This window comes from Rhizocola hellebori, from assembly GCF_016862955.1.
In the GTDB taxonomy this organism is placed as follows: Bacteria; Actinomycetota; Actinomycetes; order Mycobacteriales; family Micromonosporaceae; genus Rhizocola; species Rhizocola hellebori.
The window spans coordinates 70,814-93,777 of sequence record NZ_BONY01000039.1 but is presented as its reverse complement, the minus strand read 5'-3'; the positions used below and the strand labels follow the sequence as shown (position 1 = coordinate 93,777).

Sequence of the window (22,964 nt, the reverse complement as noted above, 5' to 3'; positions counted from 1 at the left end):
GGGTGACGTCGCGAGCGATCCGGCGTTGCTCTACAACCCGCGTTTCGGCACGACCGAGGTGTATGTGCGGACCAGCGCCAACGAGACGCAGTACAGATACTTCTCCAACGGGTGGTCCGTCTGGAACCCCCTGGCTGGACAGGTGGCTGGCTCGCCGTCGCTGATTTTCAACCCGCAGTTCTCCACCACGGAGGTTTACTCCCGCACGCCGAACAACCACGCGGTGTATCGCTACTTCGCCAACGGTTGGTCCGGCTGGAACGACCTCAGTCTGTAAGTCCCTTCACGACGGGCCAGGGTTCACCGCATTGCGCGGAAAACCCTGGCCCGTCTGGCTTTTGCCCGTCTCAGCGGGCGCCGAAGACAGCCATGGCCCCGGCTGGCGGAGTGCTGACCGCCGCGAACACCGACTGCGGGATCGCCGCGCGGGCCGCCGGGATCAGCCGGGTCAGCCAGTCGGCGGGCAGATCCGAGGGCGGGCGATCCCATGGTCTGGATCGATGGTGCCTTCACGCAGCGTCTTCGTCATCGGGGCCACCTGAACCCCGGCGGCGGGAAACGGATGACAGCGGGCGCTATCGACCACATTGGATGCACCACGCGCTGGGCGAGGATGCCGCCTTTCGCCGGGCCCTCGCAGTACAGTGAGCGGAGTAGATCTCGAAGGGTGGGCGATGACTTCGGCAAGCGACCCTCACGGCCGGGTTCCCGCCTCCGCGCAGGGGCGCAATCCGTGGCTCGTGCTTATCGTGCTGTGTCTCGGCTTTTTCATGATTTTGCTGGACACGACGATCGTCAACATCGCCATCCCGAACATGATCGACGAGCTGCACGCCACGCTCGACCAGATCCTGTGGGTGATCAACGCCTACATCCTGGCCTATGCGGTGCTGCTCATCACCGCGGGCCGGCTGGGCGACCTGTTCGGGCCGAAGCGGCTTTTCATCATCGGTTTGATCGTGTTCACCATCGCCTCGGCCGCGTGCGGCCTGGCGCAGACGCCGAATCAGCTCATCTTCTTCCGGGTCGTGCAGGGCGTCGGCGGCGCGCTGCTGACGCCGCAGACCCTGTCCATGCTGACGATCATCTTCCCGCCGGCGAAGCGGGGTGCGGCCTTCGGGATCTGGGGCGCGGTCGCGGGCGTGGCCACCATCGCGGGCCCGACCCTCGGTGGCTGGCTGGTTACCTACTATTCGTGGCGCTGGATCTTCTTCGTGAACGTGCCGGTCGGCATTCTCACGCTCATTCTCGCCTTCGTGCTCATGCCCGACATCCATATCAACGTGCGTCACCGGCTTGACTGGCTGGGCACCGGGCTGGCCACGCTGGGCCTGTTCCTGGTCTGCTTCGGGCTGATCGAAGGGCAGTCGCACGACTGGGGCAAAGTGTGGGGGCCGATCACCATCCCCATGATCATTGTGCTGGGTGTGGTGGTGCTGGCAATCTTCATGTGGCAGCAGTATGCGCAGCGGGCTAAGGAGCCGTTGGTACCATTTGAGATCTTCCGGGATCGCAACTACTCGCTGATGAACTTCGTGGTGGCGGGGATCTCCTTCGGCATGCTGGGGCTCTTCCTTCCCCTGGTCATCTATCTGCAGTCGGTCCTCGGCCTCACCGCTCTGCAGGCCGGTCTCACCCTGGCGCCGATGTCGGTGATCTCGATGTTCGTGGCGCCGGTGGCCGGCCGTCTTTCGGACAGGTTCGGTGGCAAGTGGATCCTGTTCTCCGGGCTCACCCTCTGGACGGTCGGGCTGTCCATCGTCCTGGCTTCGGTCCACCCCGACTCCACCCGGTGGCACCTGCTGCCCGGCCTGCTGGTCGCCGGATTCGGCCTGGGCATGACGTTCGCGCCGCTGCAGACGATCGCGATGCTAAACGTGGCCCCGCGCCTGGCCGGAGCGGCCTCCGGCATGATCACCACCACCCGGCAGCTGGGTGCGGTCATCGGTTCCGCCGCCGTGGGCGCGCTGCTGCAGGCGCAGCTCAGCAAGACGCTGACCACGACCGCCACGGCGAACGCGGCCGCGTTGCCGGAGCAGTACCGTAGCCAGTTCGTCGAGGGATTCAGCGATGCCGCTTCCAAAGGGCTCGAAGTCGGCGCGGGCCAGACCGGCGCGGCTCTGCCCTCCGGCCTTCCCGCGCAGGTCCTCCAGGCGATCACCGCTTTGGCGCAGAAGACTTTCCACGAGGCGTTCACCTCGGCGATGCGAAACACGCTGGTCCTGCCGCTCATCGTGCTCGGCATGGCGGCGCTCACCGTGCTGCTGGTGCGGCGCAAGCCGGTGAAGTGAGCCGCTAGTATCGCGAGATGATCTCGGTCCGCCCTATTACGGTTGCAGATCCGGCATTCGATCGAGCCTGTGTGCTGTTCGACGCCTACCGTGTCCACTATGGACAGCCGCCGGCACTGGATCCGACTCGCAGCTGGCTGAGCGAACAGCTTGACCGGCAACGGTTTCGGGTGGCGATCGCCTCGCTCGGCGACAACGTGTGCGGGTTGATCACCACGACCGTCATACCGGCGTCGCTCACCTTGCGGACAGCTTGGCTGATCCGCGACCTGTACGTGGATCCCGCCGTGCGGCGATCCGGCGCCGCCCGGGCCCTGCTGCTCGACGTCATCGAGACGGCCCGCGGTGAAGGCGCGCTTCGGCTGTCGCTGCAGACCGAGCCGGACAACGCAGCCGCGCTATCCCTTTACGGCTCGCTCGGCTTCACCCAGGTCGACGACCTGGTGGCCCTCAACCTCCGCTGCTGATACGCAGGGATCGAATCCAGTCGCTGTCCAATCCGTGGCCAGTCCGTGTTCAGTGGCCGTCGATAAGGTCTGCCTCTCTTGCCGCCACCCTGGATACGAGAGGTGTGACCGCCAAATGCTGAGAAGGAGCTGGCTTCGAGCCGGCGCCCCGTTGACCGCACTAATCCTTGCCGGTGCCCTGTGCGGGACATCCAATCCCGCTCAGGCCGCGCCCACCGGTCCCGACGCGACAGCCGCACCCACCATCGCCCGATCCTCCGCTATGAACTTCCGGTTGGCGACCACCGAACAGGTCCTGGCGATGGCCGCCGAGGGCAACGGAAAGCTGGTGACCCTTGGCTCGAAGGCCGCCGAGGGCAAGGGTGTCGATGGCGGCGTGACGATTCAGGTCACGTGCTATCTGGACATGACCCTTCCCCATGGGGGAGGCTCCGCGGACGCCGACATCCTGCTGGACGGCTGGTTCACCTGCGACGACTACATCCATCTGGGTGTGCTGACGGTCGAGCTTTTCCGTGGGGCCGACCGGGTCGCGAACACCACCGCGGTCTTTCCTTACGTTTACGGGATCTTCGCCACCGCGGGCCTGTCGACCTGCACCGAAGGTTGGTACTTCGGGGTCGTGGGCGCGACCATTGCCCGCTACGATCTGAACCCGCCGTCGGACTCGCTGACCATCATCAGCTACCCGGTTTACATCGGATGCGGGCCGCCGCCGACCACGCCGCCGCCGGCGACGTTTGCTGTGACCAATCCCGGTAATCAGACGACTTTCGTGTTCGACTCAGATCAGCTGCAGATGGCCGCAACCGGCGGGACCGCCCCTTACACCTGGTCGGCCACGGGACTGCCCACCGGCCTGTCGATCAACTCCAGCACCGGCTTGATCACCGGCACTGTCACCAAGTTGGGCACCTACACGGTCACGGCCACCGCGGTGGACGCGGCCGGCCGGTCCGCCAGCGCTCAGTTCACGTGGGGCGTCAGGCGCGAGCCCTGTCCAACCTGCTGAGCGAACGAGGGTCTGGCGTGATGCGCCAGGCCCTCGGTTGGTAGCTATTCGCAGAAGACGTGGACCTTGTTTTCGTGGTCCTCGACCTCGACGGTCATGTCGCCCAGGTGATCGATAAGTTCGTCGATGTCTTCGGGCTTGAGTCTGGTCAGATCGATGGGCATGCCGGAGCGCTGCAGCTCGATATTGGCCTGGTCGAGGGCTTTCGGGGGAATGATGCTGGCGAGTTTGACGCCGGCGCGGATGAGCTGAATGGGGATGCGAACGTTGACGTGGGTCTGCTCGCCGTCGTCGCGCGAGTCCACCAAGACACGTAGATACTTGGGTCTCTTGGGTTTGGACTCCGGGGTGGCCTGGTTTTGGGTGGGGGTGTCGTCGAGGGCGGCGATGAGGCGGTCGGCCTCGTCGACGGTGAGCTTGTTTTCGGCCACCATTTCGAGGATCTGCATGCGCTGCTCGTTCATGTTTGCCTCCTAGGCAAGTTTGATCATGATGTTTGAGTGGTGGGCCTTGATGTCGATGTGCAGGCCGCCGAGCCCGGCCAGCATCTGCGCGCCGGCGGTCAGGGCGCGGATGGGGTTGATGCGGTAGCGCGCACAGGCGACGGCTCCGCCGATGATGATCAGGAAGAGCACCGGGGTGAGGATGAGGTAGATCGGCAGCAGGGGAATCCATAGGCGCAGGTGCCTGTCTGGTCTGCTCTGGACGCGAACGGTGGCGATTTGCGGGATCATGTCGGCTCCTCCAGGCGTCGTAGCGCTTCGTCAGCGGTGATTTCGCCGCGCTTTAGCTGGTCGATGACTTCGGCCCGCGACTCGGCCCGCGCATCGGCCCGTGAGGGTCCGGGGTCGGTGTCGACGAAGTCGAGGCTTTGGGCGAGGCGGTTGAGCCTTGATTTGATCGTGGGGTAGCTGACCCCGAAGATGCGTTCCATTTCCTTGATGGAGCCGTGGCAGCGGACGAACGCGGTGACGAACACCTGGTCCTCCACGCCGAGCTGGGCGAGTTGCGGTAACTCGAACTCGCCTTCGATGGCGATATCTCCTTCCAGGCGGACGCGTTCGACGACGAAACGCCGGCCTTTCGTGAGGTTGGTCAGTTCTTGCCAGTCCATCGACCCTCCATCTCATGTAATTAAAGTTGTACCTTGAGATTCTTAATAATTCAATGCAGATGTCTTTGATTTTTTGAACCCGGCTTGACGGGCGGGGATCGCTCCTTAAGGCTTCACTGCGTGTTTGAGGTAGGGGCGACCCTCCGCGACCGTTACCAGCTGGTGGCCCTGGTCGCGCGCGGCGGGATGGGGGAGGTGTGGAGCGCGCAGGACACCGTGCTCGGCCGGCGGGTCGCGGTGAAAGTGTTGCTGCCCAACCTTGCCGGCAACCCCGGCTTCGCCGCCCGGTTCCTGGCCGAGGCGCGGGCGATGGCGGCGCTGAGCCACCCCGGGATCGTCGAGATCTACGACTACGGGCAGGCCGACGGGCTTGCCTTCCTGGTGATGCAGTTCGTCGAGGGTGAGTCGCTGGTGTCGCTGATCCGCCGCACGGGTCCGGTGACACCGCAGCGCGCGATGCAGCTGGTGGTACAGGCGGCCGACGCCATCGAGGCCGCCCACCGGCAGGGGATAGTCCACCGCGACGTCAAGCCGGCGAACCTGCTGCTGCGAGCCGACGGCAGGCTGGCCCTGTCCGACTTCGGTATCGCCCGGATCCTGGCCACCGACCGGCTCACCGTCGGCGAACAAATCGTCGGGACCTCCTCGTATCTCGCCCCCGAGCAGGTCACCGGCCACGAGATCGGTCCCGCAACCGACGTGTACGCCCTCGGCGTGGTCGCCTACGAGCTGCTGACCGGGAGCAGGCCGTTCGAAGCGGACACGCCGTTCGGGGTGGCGCTCAAGCACGTACACGAGGATCCGCCACCGCTTCCGGAGACCATTGCCGAACCGGTCCGCGAGGTCGTGCTGCGGGCCATGGCCAAGGATCCCGCCGCGCGCTGGCCCAGCGCCGCTGCCCTGGCGCATGCGGCGGCCACGGCGATCGGCATGACCCTGCCCACCGGCCCGATGCCCACCGCGGTCGTCGGCGCGGTCACCGCGCCATGGGCCAGCCTGCACCTGGTCGAAGGCGCCGCGCCGGTGCCCCAGCTGGAGGTGCTGACCGGGCCGACCACCCGTGCGCCCGCCCCGGCTTGGGAAAAGCCAACCGCGGCGGCGGTGCCCGCCCGCAAACGGCTGCTGCTGCTCGGTGGTGGCGCGCTGACACTGGCGATCGCGGCCACCCTGATCTTCGTCCTGTCTTGGCGCGGCACGAGCGAGCCGCAATCGCAGCGGCCTGACGCCTCACTGTCACCGACCGCCACGGCCGCGTCGGTGTCGCCCGCCGCCTCGGTCGCGCCGTCGGCGTCCGGTACCCGTGCCGCAACCTCAACCGCGACAACGCCTGCGGGCACCACGCCGACCGGCCCCACCGCCAAGCAGAGCACACCGGCCGCCACGGCTAAGGTGCCGATCCTCTATGGCTGGAAGGAATCGGAGGTGACCTCCGAGATGACGCGGCTCGGTCTCGTGGCGCGGATAACTTACCGATGGACTCCGGACAAGTGTTACGCCATCGAGCAATCCCCGCCCGGTGGAACCGTGCTGTCGACCGGTTCCACCGTCGAGGTGGTGATAGCGAAGGCCACCGGCATCTGCCAGGAGGTGTGACGCGGGGTTACGGGTGCCCGGCGAGGGTGAATCGCTGGTTGGTGCCATTGCCGCAGGTGTACTGGATCAGCCCGGCGCCGTCAGCGGTCGAGGCGCTGGTGACATCGATACACTTGCCGCTGTGGACGGCGATGAGCCTGTATACCTTGCCGGACACCAGATTCAGCTGGTAAGTCTGGTTGGCGGCCCCGTTGCAGGTCCACTGGATCAGCTTGGCGTTGTTGGCGGTGGAGCCGCCGTCGACGTCCATGCACAGGCCGCTGCCGGCGTTGACGATGGTGTAGGTGTCGGCGCCCACCGGCTCGAAACGCCATGACTGGGGCGAAGCCCCGCTACACGTGGCCTGTACCAGCTGACCGGCAGCGGTCGCGTTGACCGCGTCGACACACTTGCCGCTGTGCTGAGCCACCGCGGTGGAGCTGAATGCCGGGCCGGTCGTCGTCGTGGTCTTGATGACGGTCCCGTGTCGGCATCCGGCGCAGGTCACGCTGCTCAAGCCGGTCCAGCTGTTGAGGTTCGAGCTGGTGGCAGTCCAGATGCCGCCATTGGTGTACTTATCGATGTAGATGCGCCAGGTGCCGTCGGTGAGCTGGATCAGGGACGGTCCCTCGTATCCGGAGCTCCACAGGGTGCCCAGGAGTGTCCAGCCGCTGGTGAGGCTCGCCGCGCTCGTCCAGTGCTCGATGAACTTGGAGGTCTCGTTCTTGACGAAGGCGTGATAGGTGCTGCCGGACTTCACCACGAACGTGTCGATGTGGTTGAACCCCAACCCGTCCATCTGTGCCGGCCCGCTCCACGAGGAAAGCGCTGTGTTCTGCGCGGTGTAGACATAGGGCCGGAAACACGCGGAACACGTCGTCTGCGCGATGCTCGCGATGATGCGCACGGTGTTGCCCTCGACGTAGAACTCGGGCGCCCACACGAACTTCGTGTTGGTGATGCCGGAGTTGACGGTCGTCACATGGGTCCACGAACGCAGGTCCGTGGAGGAGGCGATATTGAACGATGTCGAGTTGGTGGTCCACGACTGCACCGTGTAGGCCACGTAGAACCTGCCGCCGTACTCGATGATGCTGGGGTCGCGCAGCACTCCGGAGGGCCCCCGGAAGTTCGTGTCGGCCATGACACTGAAGCTGGTGGCGTTCGGCGACGAGTAGAGCCACAGCTCCTCGTCGGCGGCGGCGTCGCCTTTGAAGGTGGCGTAGAGGTAGGAGGTGGCCGCCTGCGCGGGTGCCGCTGTGACCACCGCGCCGGTGACGACGCCCAGCAGCACGGTGATCAGCACTCGCCAGGCCTGGTGCAAGGGACGGATTCTCATGGGCGTTGCTCCGTTCGTTAAGGGCTGGGCTTTCGCAGGACCACGACGCCGCGGGGGGCGAGGGCGAGCCCTTCCGCGGTGTTCCTTGCCCCCGCAGGGACGAGGACCTCGCCGTCGATCCCGTCCGCCGGAACCGGTTCGTCGGTCAGGTTGATCAAGAACCAGAACTCTTCGGTGTCGGTACGCCGCACGGCCAGCTCGACCCGGCCGCGAGCGCTGCGCGGCAGATCGCTTACCAGCCCGGCGAATCCGGCCAGCTCGCCGACGACCGGCGCGAGCCCGGCCGGCCCGAGCCGGGTCGACACGTAGCTGGCCGAGCCGCCGCCCACCGGGCGGTGGGTGATCGCGGGCCGGCCCGCCTGTTCCCCGGAGGCGTACCGGGCAAGCACTTTCACGGCCGGATCGACGACCTCCATCCGGTCGGTCCACATGGTGGCGGTCGTGCCGTTGTCGAGGCTCACCGACTCGCCGTCGAGCAGGGGCGCCATTTCCTCGATGCGGATGCCCAGCAGGTCGCGAAGCCCACCCGGATAGCCGCCGGTGATGATGTGGTCGTTGCCGTCGACGATGCCCGAGAAGTAGGTCGTCACCAGATGACCGCCATCGTCCACATAGGATGACAGCCGGGCGGCCAATGCGGGCGGCGTGACATGAAGCACGGGCGCGATCACCAGACGGTAGCCGTGCAGCGCCGCCCCGGCCGGGATGACATCGGCTCGCAGGCCCGCCTGCTGCAACGCCACGTACCAGTCCAAGGCCTCCTGCCGGTAACGCAGCCATTCCGTGGGATGGGAGTCCTGCTGGCTTGCCCACCAGGACTCCCAGTCGAACAGGATCGCGACAGGCGCGGGTTTGCGAAGGCTACCGGCCACCGAAGCGAGCGCCGCCAGGCTCTGTCCAAGCTGGACGACCGATTGGAACACGGCGCTGTCGGTCCCGGCGTGGGGCAGCATCGCCGAGTGGTACTTCTCGGCCCCCGCCACGGAGGCGCGCCATTGGAAGAAGCAGACGGCGTCAGCACCGTGCGCCACATGCGATAGCGAGTCCCGAGCCATTTCGCCCGGCTTCTTCGGCACGTTAACCGGTTGCCAGTTGACCGCGCTGGTCGAGTGTTCCATGAGGAACCAGGGCCGCCCGCCGGCCAGGTTGCCGGTGAGATTGGCCGAGAATTGCAGCTCCGAAACGGCGTGCGGGCCGGGCCAGGTGTAGTGGTCGTTGGAGACGAAGTCCAGCTCGGCAGCCCACTGCGCGTAGTTCATCCCGCTCGTCTCGCCCATCACCATGAAGTTGGTGGTGATCGGCACCTGCGGGGTGATGCCGCGCAACAGATCGCGTTCGGCGCAAAGGTAGTCGCGCAGGGCGTCGGAGGAGAACCGTTTGAAATCCAGCTGCTGCGTGGGATTGGGATAGGAGGCGGCCAGCCGGGGCGGCAGGATCTCCGCCCAGTCGCCGTAGCGCTGCGACCAGAACGCTGTCCCCCAGGCGTGGTTGAGCGCGTCGAGCGTCTCGTAACGCGCGCGCAGCCAGAGCCGGAAGGCGGCCGCCGCGTCGTCGGAATAGTCGTAGAGGTTGTGGCAACCCAGCTCGTTGGAGATGTGCCAGGAGGCCAGCGCCGGATGGTGGGCGTAGCGATGCGCGAGCTTGTCGACCAGGGCCAGGGCGTGGGTCCGGAAGACCGGCGAGGTCGGGCGCCAGTGCTGACGCCCGCCCGGCCACAACGTTTCACCCAGCCGGTTCACCGGCAGGATCTCCGGGTGTGCCCTGGTCAGCCAGGCCGGAGGTGAGGCGGTCGCGGTGGCGAGGTCCACCGCGATTCCGCTGTCGTGCAACAGATCCATCACCTCGTCCAGCCACCCGAAGGTCCACTGGCCCGCGCCGGGTTGCAGGCGCGCCCAGGCGAACACCGCCACGGTCACGATGTTGACGCCCGCCTCGCGCATCGCCCGCACGTCCTCGGGCCACACGTCGCTGGGCCATTGCTCGGGGTTGTAGTCCGCGCCGAAAGCCAGGCGCGGCTCGGGCGTGGATGCGGGCCAGCGCAACCATCTGTGGCCGGTGGGCTCAGGCACAGCAACTCCTCGGGTTGAAAGGTGAGCGAGATGGCCGCCGATCTACTTCACGGTGAAGCCCTGCGCGGTTCCGTAGGTCTTGCACTCGGCCTGCCACGCGGCCAGACCGTCGGCCAGCCTGGTGGGCGACACGTAGGCCTTGCCGACCGTGTCGTTGAACTTGTCGTTGGCGTAAACCTGGAACGGCAGGTAGCTCCAGCCGGTCGCCACATTCTTGGCCGCCTGAGCGAGAACCTGGTTCACCTTCTGGCCGCCGAAGTAGGTGAACTCCTTGTCCACGAACGCGGGTGAGTTGAGGTCCGCGAGCGTCGCCGGGAAGGCGCCCTCGGCGGCGCGCGAGGTGGCGCCCTCGCCAGTGGTGGCATAACGCACGAAGGCGTAGGCAAGCGCCTTGTTCGCGCTCTTGTCCATGACGGCAAGCGAGCTTCCGCCGTTCTCCGCGCTCACCTTGCCGCCGGTGGTCCACTGCGGCATATCGGTGACCCGCCATTTGCCCGCTCCTGCTTTGGCACCGGACTCGAGGTTGGCCGGCATCCACGCGCCGATGGTCAGCGTGGCGATGGTGCCCTCGCCGAGGCCCTTGTTCCAGCCGTCACTCCAAGACGGGATCGGGGCGAGCAGCTTCTCGTCGATGAGCTTCTGCCATGTCTCAACGAACTTCTTTGTCCCCGCATCCGAGAAGTCGATCGACACGTTGGTGCCGTCCGCCTTATAGGGACGCCCGCCCGCCTGCCAGATCATGCTGGTGGTGAAGCCCGCGTCGCCGGTGTCGTTGGTGATGTAGACGTTCGGGTCGGCGGTGTGCAGTTTGCGGGCCGCGTCGAGGTACTCATCCCAAGTGGTGGGGACTTTGACATTGTGCTTCTTGAAGACCTCGTCGTTGTAGAACAGGGCCATGGGGCCGGAATCCATTGGCAGCCCGAAGATTGCCGAGCCCTGCCGAACGCCGTTCCACGGGCCGGGGGTGAACGTGCCGTCGAGCTTGCCCGCGCCGAAGGGAGTGAGGTCGGCGAGGGATTTGGCGAGGGCGAACTGTGGCAGGGCGTAGTACTCGACGTGGGCCACGTCGGGTGCGCCGGAGTTGGCGGTGATGGCATTCTGCAAAGCGGTGTACTGCTTACCGCCGGTGCCCGCGTTGACCAGCTCCACGTCGACGTTGGGGTACTTCGCCTCGAACGCGGTGACCACCTTCTTCAGGGTCGGCTCCCACGACCACACGAGAATCTTGCCGCCCTTGGCCAGCGCGGCATCGGGGTCCGAGCCGGACGGGCTTGGGGTTTCGGCTTGCGAACACGCGGTCGTCGCGAGGACGACCGCGCTGAGGACGGCGAGCCAGCTGTATTTGGTTCTCACGGAACCTCTCCTTTGAATGGGCTTCTCTTAACGGATTGCGAGCGGGGTCAATCCTTGATCGCGCCGGCGGCGAGGCCGGACACCCAATAGCGCTGCAACAGCAGGAAGGTGGCGACCAGCGGCACGACAGTCAGCAGCGATCCGGTGATGACGAGGTTGAAGACCGCCTCGCCTCCGGCGGTTGCCGCCTGGGAATTCCAGGTATCCAGGCCAACCGGTAGTGGGTACCAGCTGGGGTCCTTGAGCATGATGAGCGGGAGGAAGTAGTTGTTCCAGGTGGCCACCGCCGAGAACAGCAGCACCGTCACGATGCCGGGCCCCAGCAGCGGCAGGCAGATCCGCGTGAAGATGCGAAGCTCGCCGGCGCCTTCGATGCGGGCCGCCTCGATCAGGTCGACCGGGATGGCCTCGGCCGAGAACGTCCACATGAGATAGAGGCCGAACGGGGTGACCAGTGACGGGATGATGACCGACCACGGGGTGTTGGTCAGCCCCAGCTTGCTGAACAGCAGGAAGGTCGGCACGGCGAGGGCCGTCCCGGGCACCGCGACCGCGCCGATGACGACGGCGAAGACCGCCCGCTTGCCCGGAAAATCGAAGCGGGCCAGCCCATAACCGCCCAGCGTCGCGAGCGCGGTGGCGCCACCGGCTCCAATCACGACATACAGCACGGTGTTGCGCAGCCAGAGCAGGAACACGCCGTCGTCGTAGGTGAGGGTCTGGGTGATGTTCTGCCACAGGCTGAAGTCGTCGGCGAACCACAACCCGAACGAGGCGAGCAGCCCTTCCTGGGATTTGGTGGCGTTGATGACCAGCCAGACCAGCGGCAGCAGGCTGTATACGAAGACGATGCCGGTCAATCCGGTCAGCAGCGGGCTGCGGCGCGTGCCTGTCATCGGTCACCCATCCCGCGCATGCCACGAAGCTGTACCAGATAAGCAATCACCATCGTGAAGGCGCCCATGACAATGGCGACAGTCGCGGCGTAGTTGTATTGCTGCCCGGAGAAGGAAAGGAAGTAGGCGTAAAGGTTGGGTGTGTAGTCGGTGGTGATGGCGTTCATCGCAAGCGGCCGCAGGATCGCGGGCTCGTTGAACAGCTGGAAGCTGCCGATGATGGAGAAGATGGTCGCGATCACCAGCGAGCCCCGGATCGCCGGCAGCTTGACGTGCCAGATCACGCGCCAGGGCGACGCTCCATCCACGGCCGCCGCCTCATAGAGCGCCAGCGGCACCACGCGCAATGCCGAGAAGAAGATCAGCATGTTGTACCCCACGTAGGACCACGTGACCACATTCCCGATGGATGCGAGCACCAGGTCCGGCCCGAGCGGGTTGGGGATGCTCCAGCCGTAGGTTCTGTTGAGCCCGGCGACCAGCCCGAACTGCGGCCCATAAAGGAATCCCCACATCAGCACGGCGACCACGGCCGGTACCGCATAAGGCAAAAAGATGGAAAGCCGGAACACACCCGCGCCATACAACCGTCCACTGTCGACGGCCAAAGCGACCGCGAGCGCCAGCACCAGCATGATCGGCACCTGTACCAGGAGGAACAGCGCGACCCGGGCCAGCGCAGACCAGAAGTGCGTATCGCCAAAGACATCCGCGTAGTTCTGAACGCCCACGAAAGTGGTGCCGCCGATCAGCCTGGTGCGGTAAAGGCTCAGGTAGCCGGAATACGCGATGGGAGCGACGAAGACGAGAGCGAACACCGACAGGAACGGTGCGACGAAGCCCAGCCCCACCCATGATCGGCGGTTGGACCGGCGCGGTGATCCCAGGTGCTGCCGTGCCGCCGTTGCGCGGCGCTTTCGGGCACCGATCGTCGGCACCATCCGCGTCATGTGTGTCCCTCGAAAGATCAGGCGCCAGGCGAATGTTTACGTAAACATCTTGTAGGGTGAGGGTGGGCTCGTTTACGTAAACATCGATGGGGCGAATAATGGCAGCGGACCACAGCAGTCGTCAACCCCTGCACGACAGCGCACCGTCCGGAGGCGCCGGCGGCTTGCCGGCAACGGCCGGCGGCAGGCAACGCCGCCACAACGGGCGCCCGCAACCGGCCTCGATGGCCGACGTGGCCCGCCTCGCCGGGGTCTCCTCCCAGACGGTGTCGCGTGTCGCCAATGGACAGCCGGGCGTGGTGGCCACCACCCGCGACCAGGTTCTCGCCGCCATGCGCGAGCTGGGCTACCGTCCCAACAGCGCGGCCCGCGCGCTCAAGCGGGGCGAGTTCCACACCATAGGCGTCATCCTGTTCACCCTCGCCACCATCGGCAACAGCCGCACGGTGGAGGCGATCGCCATGGAGGCGGCCCGCCGCAAGTACGCGACGACGCTGATGCCGGTCGCCGCACCGACCCAGGACGCGGTCTCGGGCGCGTTCAGCCGTCTGGAGGAGCTGGCCGTCGACGGCATCATCGTCATCATGGAGGTCCACCTCCTCAACGACGCGGCCATCACCCTGCCGCCCGGCGTGCACGTCGTCGTGGTCGACTCAGACGCCGGTGACCGATATACCGTCGTGGACACCGATCAGGCCTCGGGGGCGGGTCAGGCCACCGAGCATCTGCTCGGCCTCGGCCATCACACGGTCTGGCACATTGCGGGCCCGCAGGAGTCCTTCGCCAGCGAGCGGCGCACCGCGGCCTGGCGATCCACATTGGAGGATGCCGGCCGGCCGGTCCCGCCGCTGCTGCGCGGTGACTGGTCCGCCGAGTCGGGCTACCGCGCCGGGCTGGCTCTCGCCGATGAACCTGGGTGCACCGCCGTGTTCGTGGCCAATGACCAGATGGCGCTCGGCGTGCTGCGTGCCATGCACGAGAAGGGCCGCGCGGTGCCGGGGGAGGTCAGTGTCGTCGGCTTCGACGACCTGCCCGACTCGGGCGCGTTCACCCCGCCGCTGACCACGATCCACCAGGACTTCGCGGAGGTCGGGCGGCGCTGCGTCGACGCGGTGCTGCGCCAGATCCACACCCGGCCCGGTGTGGCGCGTGAGCACGGCACCACCCTGGTGCCCACCCGCCTGGTGGTGCGGGACAGCACCGCCGCCCCACCCGCGACCGCCCCCGCCACCACCCCGCGCCGCCGCGCGGCCCGCAGGTAAACAGCACCGCACCACCGCGTCGCCGCGCGGCGCGCAGGTAAACAGCACCGCACCACCGCGGTGCCACACCGCGCGCCTCGTCGCGTGACCGCGCCGCCACCCAGCGCCGCCGTGCGGCGCGCCGGTAGACGGCACGTCCACATCGGATGGACCGGGCAACGCGCCCTTGACGGGGCTTGACCGCGGTGACACCATCTGTCCACACTGATGTTTGCGTAAACATTGCCGCCATGTAACGAATGTTGGGACATGGCGCGAAAGGAGGTGGGTCCGCGCACATCATCGTTGAAACGATTCAGCATCTAAGTCTCCCCAAGGAAGGGTGAAGCAGAGTGCACCACTCGACCCGCTCCCGAGACCGCCGATCCCGCACTGTCCGGACAGCCGCCGCCCTGCTGGCGTCCACCCTGGCCGCGCTCGGCGTGGTCGCCGTCGCCGAGCCTGCCCGGGCCGTGCCGGTGACCATCACCAACGGCACCCAATTCACCGCCACCAACGGCAGCATCGTGCACGCGCACGGTGGCGGCGTCCTCAAAGACGGCAACTTCTACTACTGGTTCGGCGAGAACCGCACCGCCGACAACCGCTTCCTCGCGGTCTCCGTCTACCGGTCCACCGACCTGAAGAACTGGGAGTTCCGCAACAACGTGCTGACCCAAAGCTCAGCCGCGGAGCTGGCATCGGCCAACATCGAACGCCCTAAGGTCATGTTCAACGCCAGCACCGGCAAGTACGTGATGTGGATGCACAAGGAGAACGGCACCAACTACAGCGAGGCCCGAGCGGCGGTCGCCGTCTCCAGCACGATCGACGGCACCTACACGTACCAGGGCAGCTTCCGGCCGCAGGGATCGTTCATGTCGCGCGACATCACGATCTACAACGACAACGGCACCGGCTACATGATTTCCGCCGCGGACGAGAACTTCGATCTGATGATCTACCGTCTCACGCCGGACTTCCTCGGCATCGCCGCTGTGGTCGGCAACTTCTGGAACGACGCGCACCGCGAGGCGCCGGCGCTGTTCAAACGGGGCAGCACCTACTTCATGCTGACCTCGGCGGCCACCGGATGGAACCCGAACCAGGCCCAGTACGCCACCTCCACCAGCATCTCCGGCCCATGGTCGGGCTGGACCAACGTGGGCAACTCCACCACCTACAGCTCCCAGCCGACTTTCGTGCTGCCGATCACCGGCACGTCGGGCACCAGCTATCTCTACCTGGGTGACCGCTGGGCCGGCGCGTGGGGCGGGCCGGTGAACGACTCGCAGTACGTGTGGCTGCCGATCACCTTCCCCAGCAACACCAGCATGAGCCTGAACTGGTCCCCGCAGATCACCATCGATGTCGCGGCGGGCACCATCACCGGGCTCTCGCCCACCTACTACCGCGTGACCAACCGCAACAGCGGCCGGGTGATGGACGTAGTGAGCAACTCCACCGCGAACAACGCCGAGGTGAAGCAGTACGCATGGAACGGTGGCGGCAACCAGAGGTGGGAGTTCCAGGACGCCGGCGGCGGCTACCTGCGCATCGTGAACCAGAACAGCGGCAAATGCCTCGATGTGACAAGCGGCTCGACGGCCAACGGCGCCAACATCATCCAGTACACCTGCGGCAGCGGCCAGAACCAGCAGTGGCAGTGGGTGGCCATCGGCAGCTACTTCCAGCTGCGGGCGCGCCACAGCGGCAAGTGCCTCGACGTGGTGAACTCCGGCACCGGCGATGGCGCGGACATCCAGCAGTTCACCTGCGGCAGCGGTAACAACCAGCAGTGGTCGCGCACAGCGGTCTGACCTTCGACTTCAGGGGAAACAGTGAAATCTAAACGCATCATCGCGTTGGGCGGCGCACTGGTACTGACCGCTGCGGCCACGGCGATGGCCATCGCGGTCAGCACCGGCCCAGCCGTCGCCGCCACCAACGACTTCCGCGGCTTCAACTGGGCCGACCAGCGGGACAACTTCGTCGCCGACACGCTGGTCCTCGGCGGACTGTCCACATCGGACAGCTATGCCACCACGGTGGCCAAGGCCACCAGCGTGCTCAACAGCGCCACCACCAACCTCAACACCAACACCGTGCGGATTCCGGTGAACTACCCGACCATCTCGGGCGCCTACTGGAACTCCTACCGGGGGATCATCGACGCCGCGGGGCAGCGCGGCTACAAGATAATCCTGAGCTACTGGGAATCATCGGCCGACCGGGACGGCACGGTGGACAACGACTCGCAGTACTGGTCGCTGTGGCAGACCATCGTCAACGCCTACGGCGGGGCGAGCCATGTCTACTTCGAGCCGTTCAACGAGCCCTACGGCTACACCGCGGACGCCTGGAAGAACCTTGCGGCGCAATGGATTTCCACCTACTCCAGCGTGCCGAGGAACCGGATCATCATCAGTGGTTCCGGGTACAACACCGGCCTGATCACGATCGGCAGCGACAGCCGCTTCGACGGCACCTACATCTCGCGCCACACCTACAAGTTCTTCAACAACGACTACACCACCGAAGCGCAGTTCTACAACGGTCTGGTCTCCAGCGTCGGCAGCTACGCCAACCGGGTGATCATCACCGAGTGGGGCGCCGAGATGACCAACGGGAAGAACTACGAGGTGCCGAGCACCGACCAGTTCATCTCGTTCATCCGCGGCACCACGGCGGGCGCCCGTCAGCTCGGCCTGGGCAGCGTGTACTGGCCGGGGGTGCGCATCAACGACACCTACAGCCTGTTCGGCCTGGGCGGCAGCGGCACCAACCTGACCGTGAGCATCACCAACCAGTCGGGCAAGAAGCTGCTGCAGTACTCGTGGGGCATGAACGTCAGCATCACGACGCCGCCCACCCCACCACCGGCGCTGACCTACTACCGGCTCAACAACGTCAACAGCGGCAAGGTGATGGACGTGGTCGGCCAGTCCACGGCCAACAGCGCCGAGGTGAAGCAGTACACCTGGAACAACGGTGGCAACCAGAAGTGGGCCTTCGAGGACGCGGGCGGCGGCTACTTCCGCATCGTCAACCAGAACAGTGGCAAATGCCTCGATGTGGCCAGCGCCTCGACCGCGAACGGTGGCAACATCATCCAGTACACCTGCGGGACGGGCACCAATCAGCAGTGGCAATGGGTGGCCAGCGGCAGCGGCTTCCAGCTCAGGGCGCGTCACAGCGCCAAGTGCCTGGACGTGGTGGGCTCCGGCACCGGCGACAGCGTCGACATCCAGCAATTCACCTGCGGAAGCGGTGCCAACCAGCAGTGGAACCGCGTGCAGGTCTGAACCCGCACCGGCTGTCGCCCAGGTCGACGCCTGGGCGGCAGCCACCGGGCAGGGATTGTCAGTCATCGTTGTCCAGCGTTCACCCAGCATCCACCACACCTTCCCTGTTCTCGACATGCGCAGTGCCGACAACTTGCGTAACGTCGCAAGCCTGTCCTTTAAAGACCCCCACGAAGGGCTCGGTAAGCATGTCCACTCGCACGACTAGGGCGGTGTTGGCATCCGGCGCAGCGGTGACCCTCACCGCTGTAGCGATCACGGTTGCTGTCCTGACCCACGCGCCGAACGCCTCGGCTGCCACCGTCACGTTCACCCCTGTCGCGGACACCTATGTCGACAACAGCTCGACCGGCACCAACTTCGGCACCTCCGGCCAGCTGGGCGTCGACAACTCAGAGGTCAAGCGGACGTTCCTCAAGTTCACCGTCTCCGGGCTGACCTCGCCCGTCACCGCCGCCACCTTGCGGATCCACGTCGACGACGTGAGCGGGGCGCAGAGCAGCAACGGCGGCACCTACCGTGCCATGACCAACACCAGCTGGTCGGAGACCGCCGTCACCTGGAACGTTCAGCCCGCCATCGACGGCGTGACGCTGGGTTCGCTCGGGGCTGTCTCGCGCAACACCTGGTACCAGATCAACGTGGACGCGTTGATCACGGGTAACGGCACCTACAGCATCGGCGTGACCTCGTCCAGCAGCGACGGCGCGGACTTCGACTCGCGTGAGACCGGCGGGACCGCGCCACAGCTCATCGTCACGACCGGGGCGGCTCCGTCACCCTCGGCCTCCCCGACCTCGTCGCCTGCCCCGGGTGATCCGGTGCTCGTCGGTGCGGGCGACATCGCCGACTCCGGCTCCAACGACACCCGGACGGCCGCGCTGCTCGACGGCATCGCGGGCACGGTCTTCACGGTCGGCGACAACGTGTACCCGAACGGCACCGCCTCAGATTTCGCCAGCTTCTACGAGCCCACGTGGGGAAGGCACAAAGCCCGTACCCGTCCCGCGCCGGGCAACCACGACTACAACACCAGCGGCGCCACCGGTTACTACAGCTACTTCGGCGCGAGCGCCGGGCCGTCCGGCCGTGGCTACTACTCCTACGATCTGGGCAACTGGCACGTCGTGTCGCTCAACTCGGAGGTCAGCACGTCGGCGGGCTCGGCTCAGGAGCAGTGGCTGCGCGCCGATCTGGCCGCGAGTTCCAAGCCGTGCACGTTCGCCTACTGGCACAAGCCGCGGTTCACCTCCGGCTCCAACCATGCCCCCAACACGGCGATCGGGCCCTTGGTGCAAGCGCTTTACGACTTCAACGCCGACGTGGTCGTCGCCGGGCACAACCACCAGTACGAGCGGTTCGCCCCGATGAACCCGAGCGGTGGCCTGGACACGGCCCGCGGCATCCGGCATTTCGTGGCCGGGATGGGCGGAGCGGGCGCATATTCGTTCGGCACGATCCAGCCCAACAGCGAGGCGCGCAACACCGGCACCGCCGGCGTGCTCAAGTTCACGTTGCATGCCAACGGATACAACTGGCAGTTCGTGCCCGTCGCCGGCCAGACTTACAGCGACAGCGGCTCCGGCTCCTGTCACTGACCACCGTGTATCTATCTACCATCGATCGGCCGCGGCAGTCCGTCAAAGGGGCTGTCGCGGCCAACGTGTTCGCGCTCGGCACGGTCAGCCTGATCACCGACGTCTCGGCGGAGATGGTCACCGCGATCCTGCCCGTTTACCTTGTCGTCGGGTTGAGCCTTAGCCCCGCCGCATACGGTCTGATTGACGGTGTCTACTCCGGAGCGACTGTCCTGTTGCGACTTGCCGGAGGCTATGCCGCCGACCGGATTTCGGGCCGCAAGAGTGTGGCCGGTGCCGGTTATGCGATGTCGGCGCTGGCCAAACTGGGGTTGCTCGCGGCGGGAGCATCGGTGCCGGCCCTCGCCGCCGCGATCACCGCCGATCGGGCGGGCAAGGGTCTTCGCACCGCGCCACGCGATGCCCTCATCACCCTTTCCACACCGCCCACCGGGCTGGGCCGTGCCTTCGGCGTGCATCGCACCATGGACACCATCGGTGCTTTCGCGGGTCCGCTGGTGGCGCTGGGCATTCTCATGCTCGCCGGTGCCCAGCGCTACGATGCGGTGTTCGTGGCGAGTTTTTGTATCGCCGCCTTCGGCGTGGTCGTGCTGGTGCTTTTCGTGCGCGACGATCGGGCGAGCTTGCTTTCGCCTTCCCGGCCGGTTTCGCCGCGGCTCGCTCTTGGCTTGCTGCGGCGTGCGCCCATTCGGCGGTTACTTGCGGTCGCCTGCCTTTTTGGGCTGTCGACGATTGGCGATGGCTTCGTCTATCTTCTGCTGCAACGCCGTGAGGGCCTCAATCTCGGCTGGTTTCCATTGCTTGCGGTAGGCACGAGTCTCGGCTATCTCGTGTTGGCCTATCCCATGGGGTCGCTGGCCGACCGTCTCGGCCGCCGCCCGGTTCTGCTGATCGGCCTTCTTTCTCTTCTTTCTGTGTACCTGGTGCTGCTTAGCCCGATGCGAGGAGTTGCCATCGTCGTGGCGGTGCTGGCCTGCCTGGGTCTCTTCTATGCCGCCACCGATGGGGTGCTGATGGCGCTGGCTGGTCCGCTGCTGCCGGAGTCCTTGCGCGCGACGGGCCTGGCCCTGGTGCAGTCGAGCCAAGCTCTGGCCTACTTCGTGTCGTCTATCCTTTTTGGACTGGCCTGGAGTTACGGCAGCCAGCGCCTCGCCCTCGCCGCCGCCGCGCTGACCACGCTGGCGGCGCTCATCCTGACCCGGATCCTTACCCGACTTCCCGTCGCGATTCCGGAGGCCAGCAATGAATCGTAACCTCGTGGCAGCTTTGGCCGCTCTGCTCCTGGCCGGCGTGGTGGCCGGCTATGTCGTGCACGCGCGCCAGTCACCGGCCGCTCGGGATCTGGGCGCGCAAAGCGTCACCGCGCATAGCGTCGAGCCTGGCCTCCAGGTGCTGAGCAACGGTGTGCTTTCCACGGTGTCCCTGAGCGACCCGCAGGGCGCACGCGCGCTAACCCCGCTGCAGTGCGATCGCGCGCACGCCGCCGCCGGGACCGTGGCCTGTCTCGTGCCGGTGGACGCCTTCCGCGGTACCCACATTCAGATCCTCGACCGGCAGCTGCGGCTGCAACGGGAGATCCCACTGACCGGATTCCCCAACCGGTTACGGGTCTCGGCAAGCGGCCGCATGGTGGCGTGGACCCTCTTCGTGGACGGACACTCCTACGCCACCACCGGTTTCTCCACCAGCGCAGGCATCCTGGACACCAAGACCGGAACCCTCGTGCCAACCCTGGAAGACTTCGCGTCCACTGTGGACGGAAAACCGTATGCGGCGGCGGACAAGAACTTCTGGGGGGTGACCTTCGCGGCCGACGACAACCGCTTCTATGCCACCATGTCCACCGGCGGGCAGCGCTACCTTGTCGAGGGCGACTTCGCCGCGCGAAAGGTGCGGGCGATCGCCCGAAATGTGGAGTGTCCCTCGCTCTCGGCCGACGGCCGGCGGATAGCCTTCAAGGCCGCGGTCGACGGCCACCCCCGCAACGGCTGGCGGCTGTCTGTGCTCGACCTGGCCACCATGGCGGTGACCCCGACCGCGGAGACCCGCAGCGTCGACGATCAGCCGCTGTGGCTCGACTCGGAAACCATCGCCTACGCCCTGCAGCGCGACGACGGCGTCAACGATGTCTGGACAGTCGCCGCCAGCAGCACCGGGCAACCCCACCTCCTGGTGCCACAAGCAAATTCACCAGCCCTGGTCAACTAGAACGTACAAGGATCTACGTCAGGCGAGCGCTGCGCTGCGGGTTGAGGTTCATAGGAGATTCATAGGGAGGATCCCTTGGACGCGTCGCGAGCGCGGCCAACTATTGGGGGCATGACCACGACGATCGAGCGCCAGGAGCGTCATGTCGCCTCGGCGGGCCCGCATCGGTGGGGGGCCTCGCGCAAGGCGACGCCGCGCTGGTGGGCCGATGCCGCCGGGGCGGGGGCCGCGCTGAGCCTGCTGGTCGTGGTCGCGCTGTGGGTGGCCAACCGCGGCGTGCAGCAGATTGCCGGTGGCGGGTCTGAGGCGGTGTCGGCGGTGGGCCGGCTGACCGGTCTGCTGGCGTCGGATCTGCTCCTGCTGCAGGTGCTGCTGATGGCACGGGTGCCGCTGGTCGAGCGGGCGTTCGGGCAGGACAGGCTGGCGCGCTGGCATCGCTGGACCGGGTTCAGCTCCTTCCACCTGATGGTCGCGCACATCGTGTTGATCACGGTCGGTTACGCCGCCGCGGTGCACGCGAATGTGTTCGCGGAGCTGTGGGACATGATCGTTTCCTACCCGGGGATGCTGCTGGCCACCGCGGGCACGGTTCTTTTGATCATGGTGGTGGTGACCTCCCTGCGTGCGGCCAGGCGGCGGCTGCGTTACGAGTCATGGCATCTGCTGCACCTTTACGCCTACCTCGGAGTGGGCCTGGCGTTGCCGCACCAGCTGTGGACCGGGGCCGACTTCCTCAGCTCGCCGGTGGCGACGGCGTATTGGTGGACGCTGTATGCGGTGTCGGCCGGTGCGGTTCTGGTCTACCGCGTGGGGCTTCCCGCGTGGCGCAACTGGCGGCACCGGCTGACCGTCAGCCATGTCGTGCCGGAAGGCCCCGGGCTCACCTCGGTCTATCTGCGCGGGCGGCGGCTGGACAAGCTTCAGGTGCGGGCCGGGCAGTTCTTCCAGTGGCGGTTCCTCGACGGGCCGGGCTGGTCGCGTGCCCACCCCTACTCGCTGTCGGCCACCCCGCACACCGGGGTGCTGCGGATCACGGTCAAGGATCTTGGTGACGGCAGTGCCCGGATCGCCGCGCTCCAGCCCGGTACCAAGGCAATAGTCGAAGGACCATACGGGAAGCTGACCGGCGAAGGCTATCCCGGCGGCCCGGTGGTGATGCTGGCCTGCGGGATAGGCGTCACCCCGCTGCTGGCGCTGCTGGGGGAGCTGCCCTATCGGCCAGGGGAGGCCACTGTGGTGTACCGGGCGCGCAGCCAGGCCGAGGTGGCCTTCGGCGCGGAGCTCGACTGGCTGGCCCGGCAGCGGGGGGTGCGGGTCGTCTACCTGCTCGGCCCGCGTGCCGACGGGTCGTCATGGCTGCCGCGATCGATGGCGTCGCTCGGTGAGGCCGACGCGCTGCGCCAGATCGCGCCGCACATCGATCGATCCGAGGTCTACCTCTGCGGGCCGCAGCAGTGGGCCGAGGCGGCCAGCGATGCCGCCCTGGCGGCCGGCGTCCGCGCGGAGCACCTGCACACCGAACAGTTCGCCTGGTAGCTGGAGAGGAACT

General features: G+C 66.5%; 20 protein-coding genes. 12 read left to right on the top strand and 8 right to left on the bottom strand.

What is annotated here, in order from left to right:
- From Rhe02_RS28725 to Rhe02_RS28710, 4 genes are all read left to right on the top strand, one after another.
- Positions 1–277: DUF8189 domain-containing protein (locus tag Rhe02_RS28725; protein WP_203911508.1), on the top strand; the 277-nt coding region annotated here is incomplete at its 5' end.
- A gap of 397 nt (positions 278–674) precedes the next feature.
- Positions 675–2,291, top strand: a complete 1,617-nt coding sequence (locus Rhe02_RS28720; protein ID WP_203911507.1) for a DHA2 family efflux MFS transporter permease subunit — start codon at positions 675–677, stop codon at positions 2,289–2,291.
- A gap of 17 nt (positions 2,292–2,308) precedes the next feature.
- On the top strand, positions 2,309–2,758 hold the full coding sequence (locus tag Rhe02_RS28715) for a GNAT family N-acetyltransferase (RefSeq protein ID WP_203911506.1): 450 nt from the start codon (positions 2,309–2,311) through the stop codon (positions 2,756–2,758).
- 115 nt (positions 2,759–2,873) lie between these two features.
- On the top strand, positions 2,874–3,770 hold the full coding sequence (locus tag Rhe02_RS28710; RefSeq protein ID WP_203911505.1) for an Ig domain-containing protein: 897 nt from the start codon (positions 2,874–2,876) through the stop codon (positions 3,768–3,770).
- A gap of 44 nt (positions 3,771–3,814) precedes the next feature.
- On the opposite strand, the gene Rhe02_RS28705 is transcribed toward Rhe02_RS28710, so the two are convergent.
- From Rhe02_RS28705 to Rhe02_RS28695, 3 genes are read right to left on the bottom strand one after another with little or no spacing between them, the layout of a single operon-like run.
- On the bottom strand, positions 3,815–4,234 hold the full coding sequence (locus tag Rhe02_RS28705) for an SHOCT-like domain-containing protein (RefSeq protein WP_203911504.1): 420 nt from the start codon (positions 4,232–4,234) through the stop codon (positions 3,815–3,817).
- Between the two features lie 9 nt (positions 4,235–4,243).
- Complete coding sequence (locus Rhe02_RS28700) at positions 4,244–4,504, bottom strand: hypothetical protein (protein WP_203911503.1); 261 nt, start codon at positions 4,502–4,504, stop codon at positions 4,244–4,246.
- Positions 4,501–4,884: a DUF2089 domain-containing protein gene (locus Rhe02_RS28695; protein ID WP_203911502.1), complete on the bottom strand. Its 384-nt coding sequence runs from the start codon at positions 4,882–4,884 to the stop codon at positions 4,501–4,503. Before Rhe02_RS28695 ends, Rhe02_RS28700 begins: the two co-directional genes overlap by 4 nt.
- Before the next feature lie 120 nt (positions 4,885–5,004).
- On the opposite strand from Rhe02_RS28695, the gene Rhe02_RS28690 reads away from it, so the two are divergent.
- A complete protein-coding gene (locus tag Rhe02_RS28690) occupies positions 5,005–6,477 on the top strand; it encodes a serine/threonine-protein kinase (protein ID WP_203911501.1) in 1,473 nt (490 codons plus the stop codon).
- Positions 6,478–6,484: 7 nt separating this feature from the next.
- On the opposite strand, the gene Rhe02_RS28685 is transcribed toward Rhe02_RS28690, so the two are convergent.
- The 5 genes from Rhe02_RS28685 to Rhe02_RS28665 are packed head-to-tail and all read right to left on the bottom strand — an operon-like array spanning position 6,485 to position 13,063.
- Positions 6,485–7,795, bottom strand: a complete 1,311-nt coding sequence (locus tag Rhe02_RS28685; RefSeq protein ID WP_203911500.1) for an RICIN domain-containing protein — start codon at positions 7,793–7,795, stop codon at positions 6,485–6,487.
- Between the two features lie 17 nt (positions 7,796–7,812).
- Positions 7,813–9,864: a beta-galactosidase gene (locus tag Rhe02_RS28680; protein WP_239124105.1), complete on the bottom strand. Its 2,052-nt coding sequence runs from the start codon at positions 9,862–9,864 to the stop codon at positions 7,813–7,815.
- 42 nt (positions 9,865–9,906) lie between these two features.
- The gene (locus Rhe02_RS28675; RefSeq protein WP_239124104.1) at positions 9,907–11,217 is read right to left on the bottom strand and encodes an ABC transporter substrate-binding protein; all 1,311 of its coding nucleotides are present in this window, start codon (positions 11,215–11,217) and stop codon (positions 9,907–9,909) included.
- 47 nt (positions 11,218–11,264) lie between these two features.
- Complete coding sequence (locus tag Rhe02_RS28670) at positions 11,265–12,113, bottom strand: carbohydrate ABC transporter permease (protein WP_203911499.1); 849 nt, start codon at positions 12,111–12,113, stop codon at positions 11,265–11,267.
- Positions 12,110–13,063 (bottom strand): carbohydrate ABC transporter permease, encoded by a 954-nt coding sequence (locus tag Rhe02_RS28665; RefSeq protein WP_239124103.1) that lies wholly within the window; start codon positions 13,061–13,063, stop codon positions 12,110–12,112. The genes Rhe02_RS28670 and Rhe02_RS28665 overlap by 4 nt, the downstream gene beginning before the upstream one ends.
- Before the next feature lie 164 nt (positions 13,064–13,227).
- On the opposite strand from Rhe02_RS28665, the gene Rhe02_RS28660 reads away from it, so the two are divergent.
- The 7 genes from Rhe02_RS28660 (at position 13,228) to Rhe02_RS28630 (ending at position 22,951) form a co-directional block, all read left to right on the top strand.
- The gene (locus Rhe02_RS28660) at positions 13,228–14,325 is read left to right on the top strand and encodes a LacI family DNA-binding transcriptional regulator (RefSeq protein WP_239124102.1); all 1,098 of its coding nucleotides are present in this window, start codon (positions 13,228–13,230) and stop codon (positions 14,323–14,325) included.
- Between the two features lie 392 nt (positions 14,326–14,717).
- Entirely contained in the window at positions 14,718–16,124 is a 1,407-nt protein-coding gene (locus Rhe02_RS28655) for an RICIN domain-containing protein (RefSeq protein WP_444544530.1), read from the top strand.
- A 21-nt stretch (positions 16,125–16,145) separates the two neighbouring features.
- On the top strand, positions 16,146–17,609 hold the full coding sequence (locus tag Rhe02_RS28650; RefSeq protein WP_239124101.1) for an RICIN domain-containing protein: 1,464 nt from the start codon (positions 16,146–16,148) through the stop codon (positions 17,607–17,609).
- A gap of 188 nt (positions 17,610–17,797) precedes the next feature.
- Positions 17,798–19,207 carry a CBM96 family carbohydrate-binding protein gene (locus Rhe02_RS28645; RefSeq protein ID WP_203911497.1) on the top strand — a complete coding sequence of 470 codons (1,410 nt, stop codon included), beginning with the start codon at positions 17,798–17,800 and terminating at the stop codon, positions 19,205–19,207.
- Positions 19,208–19,212: 5 nt separating this feature from the next.
- On the top strand, positions 19,213–20,460 hold the full coding sequence (locus Rhe02_RS28640) for an MFS transporter (RefSeq protein WP_203911496.1): 1,248 nt from the start codon (positions 19,213–19,215) through the stop codon (positions 20,458–20,460).
- A gap of 4 nt (positions 20,461–20,464) precedes the next feature.
- Complete coding sequence (locus tag Rhe02_RS28635) at positions 20,465–21,415, top strand: hypothetical protein (protein ID WP_239124100.1); 951 nt, start codon at positions 20,465–20,467, stop codon at positions 21,413–21,415.
- Between the two features lie 111 nt (positions 21,416–21,526).
- Complete coding sequence (locus tag Rhe02_RS28630; RefSeq protein ID WP_203911494.1) at positions 21,527–22,951, top strand: ferredoxin reductase family protein; 1,425 nt, start codon at positions 21,527–21,529, stop codon at positions 22,949–22,951.
- Positions 22,952–22,964: the final 13 nt, after the last annotated feature.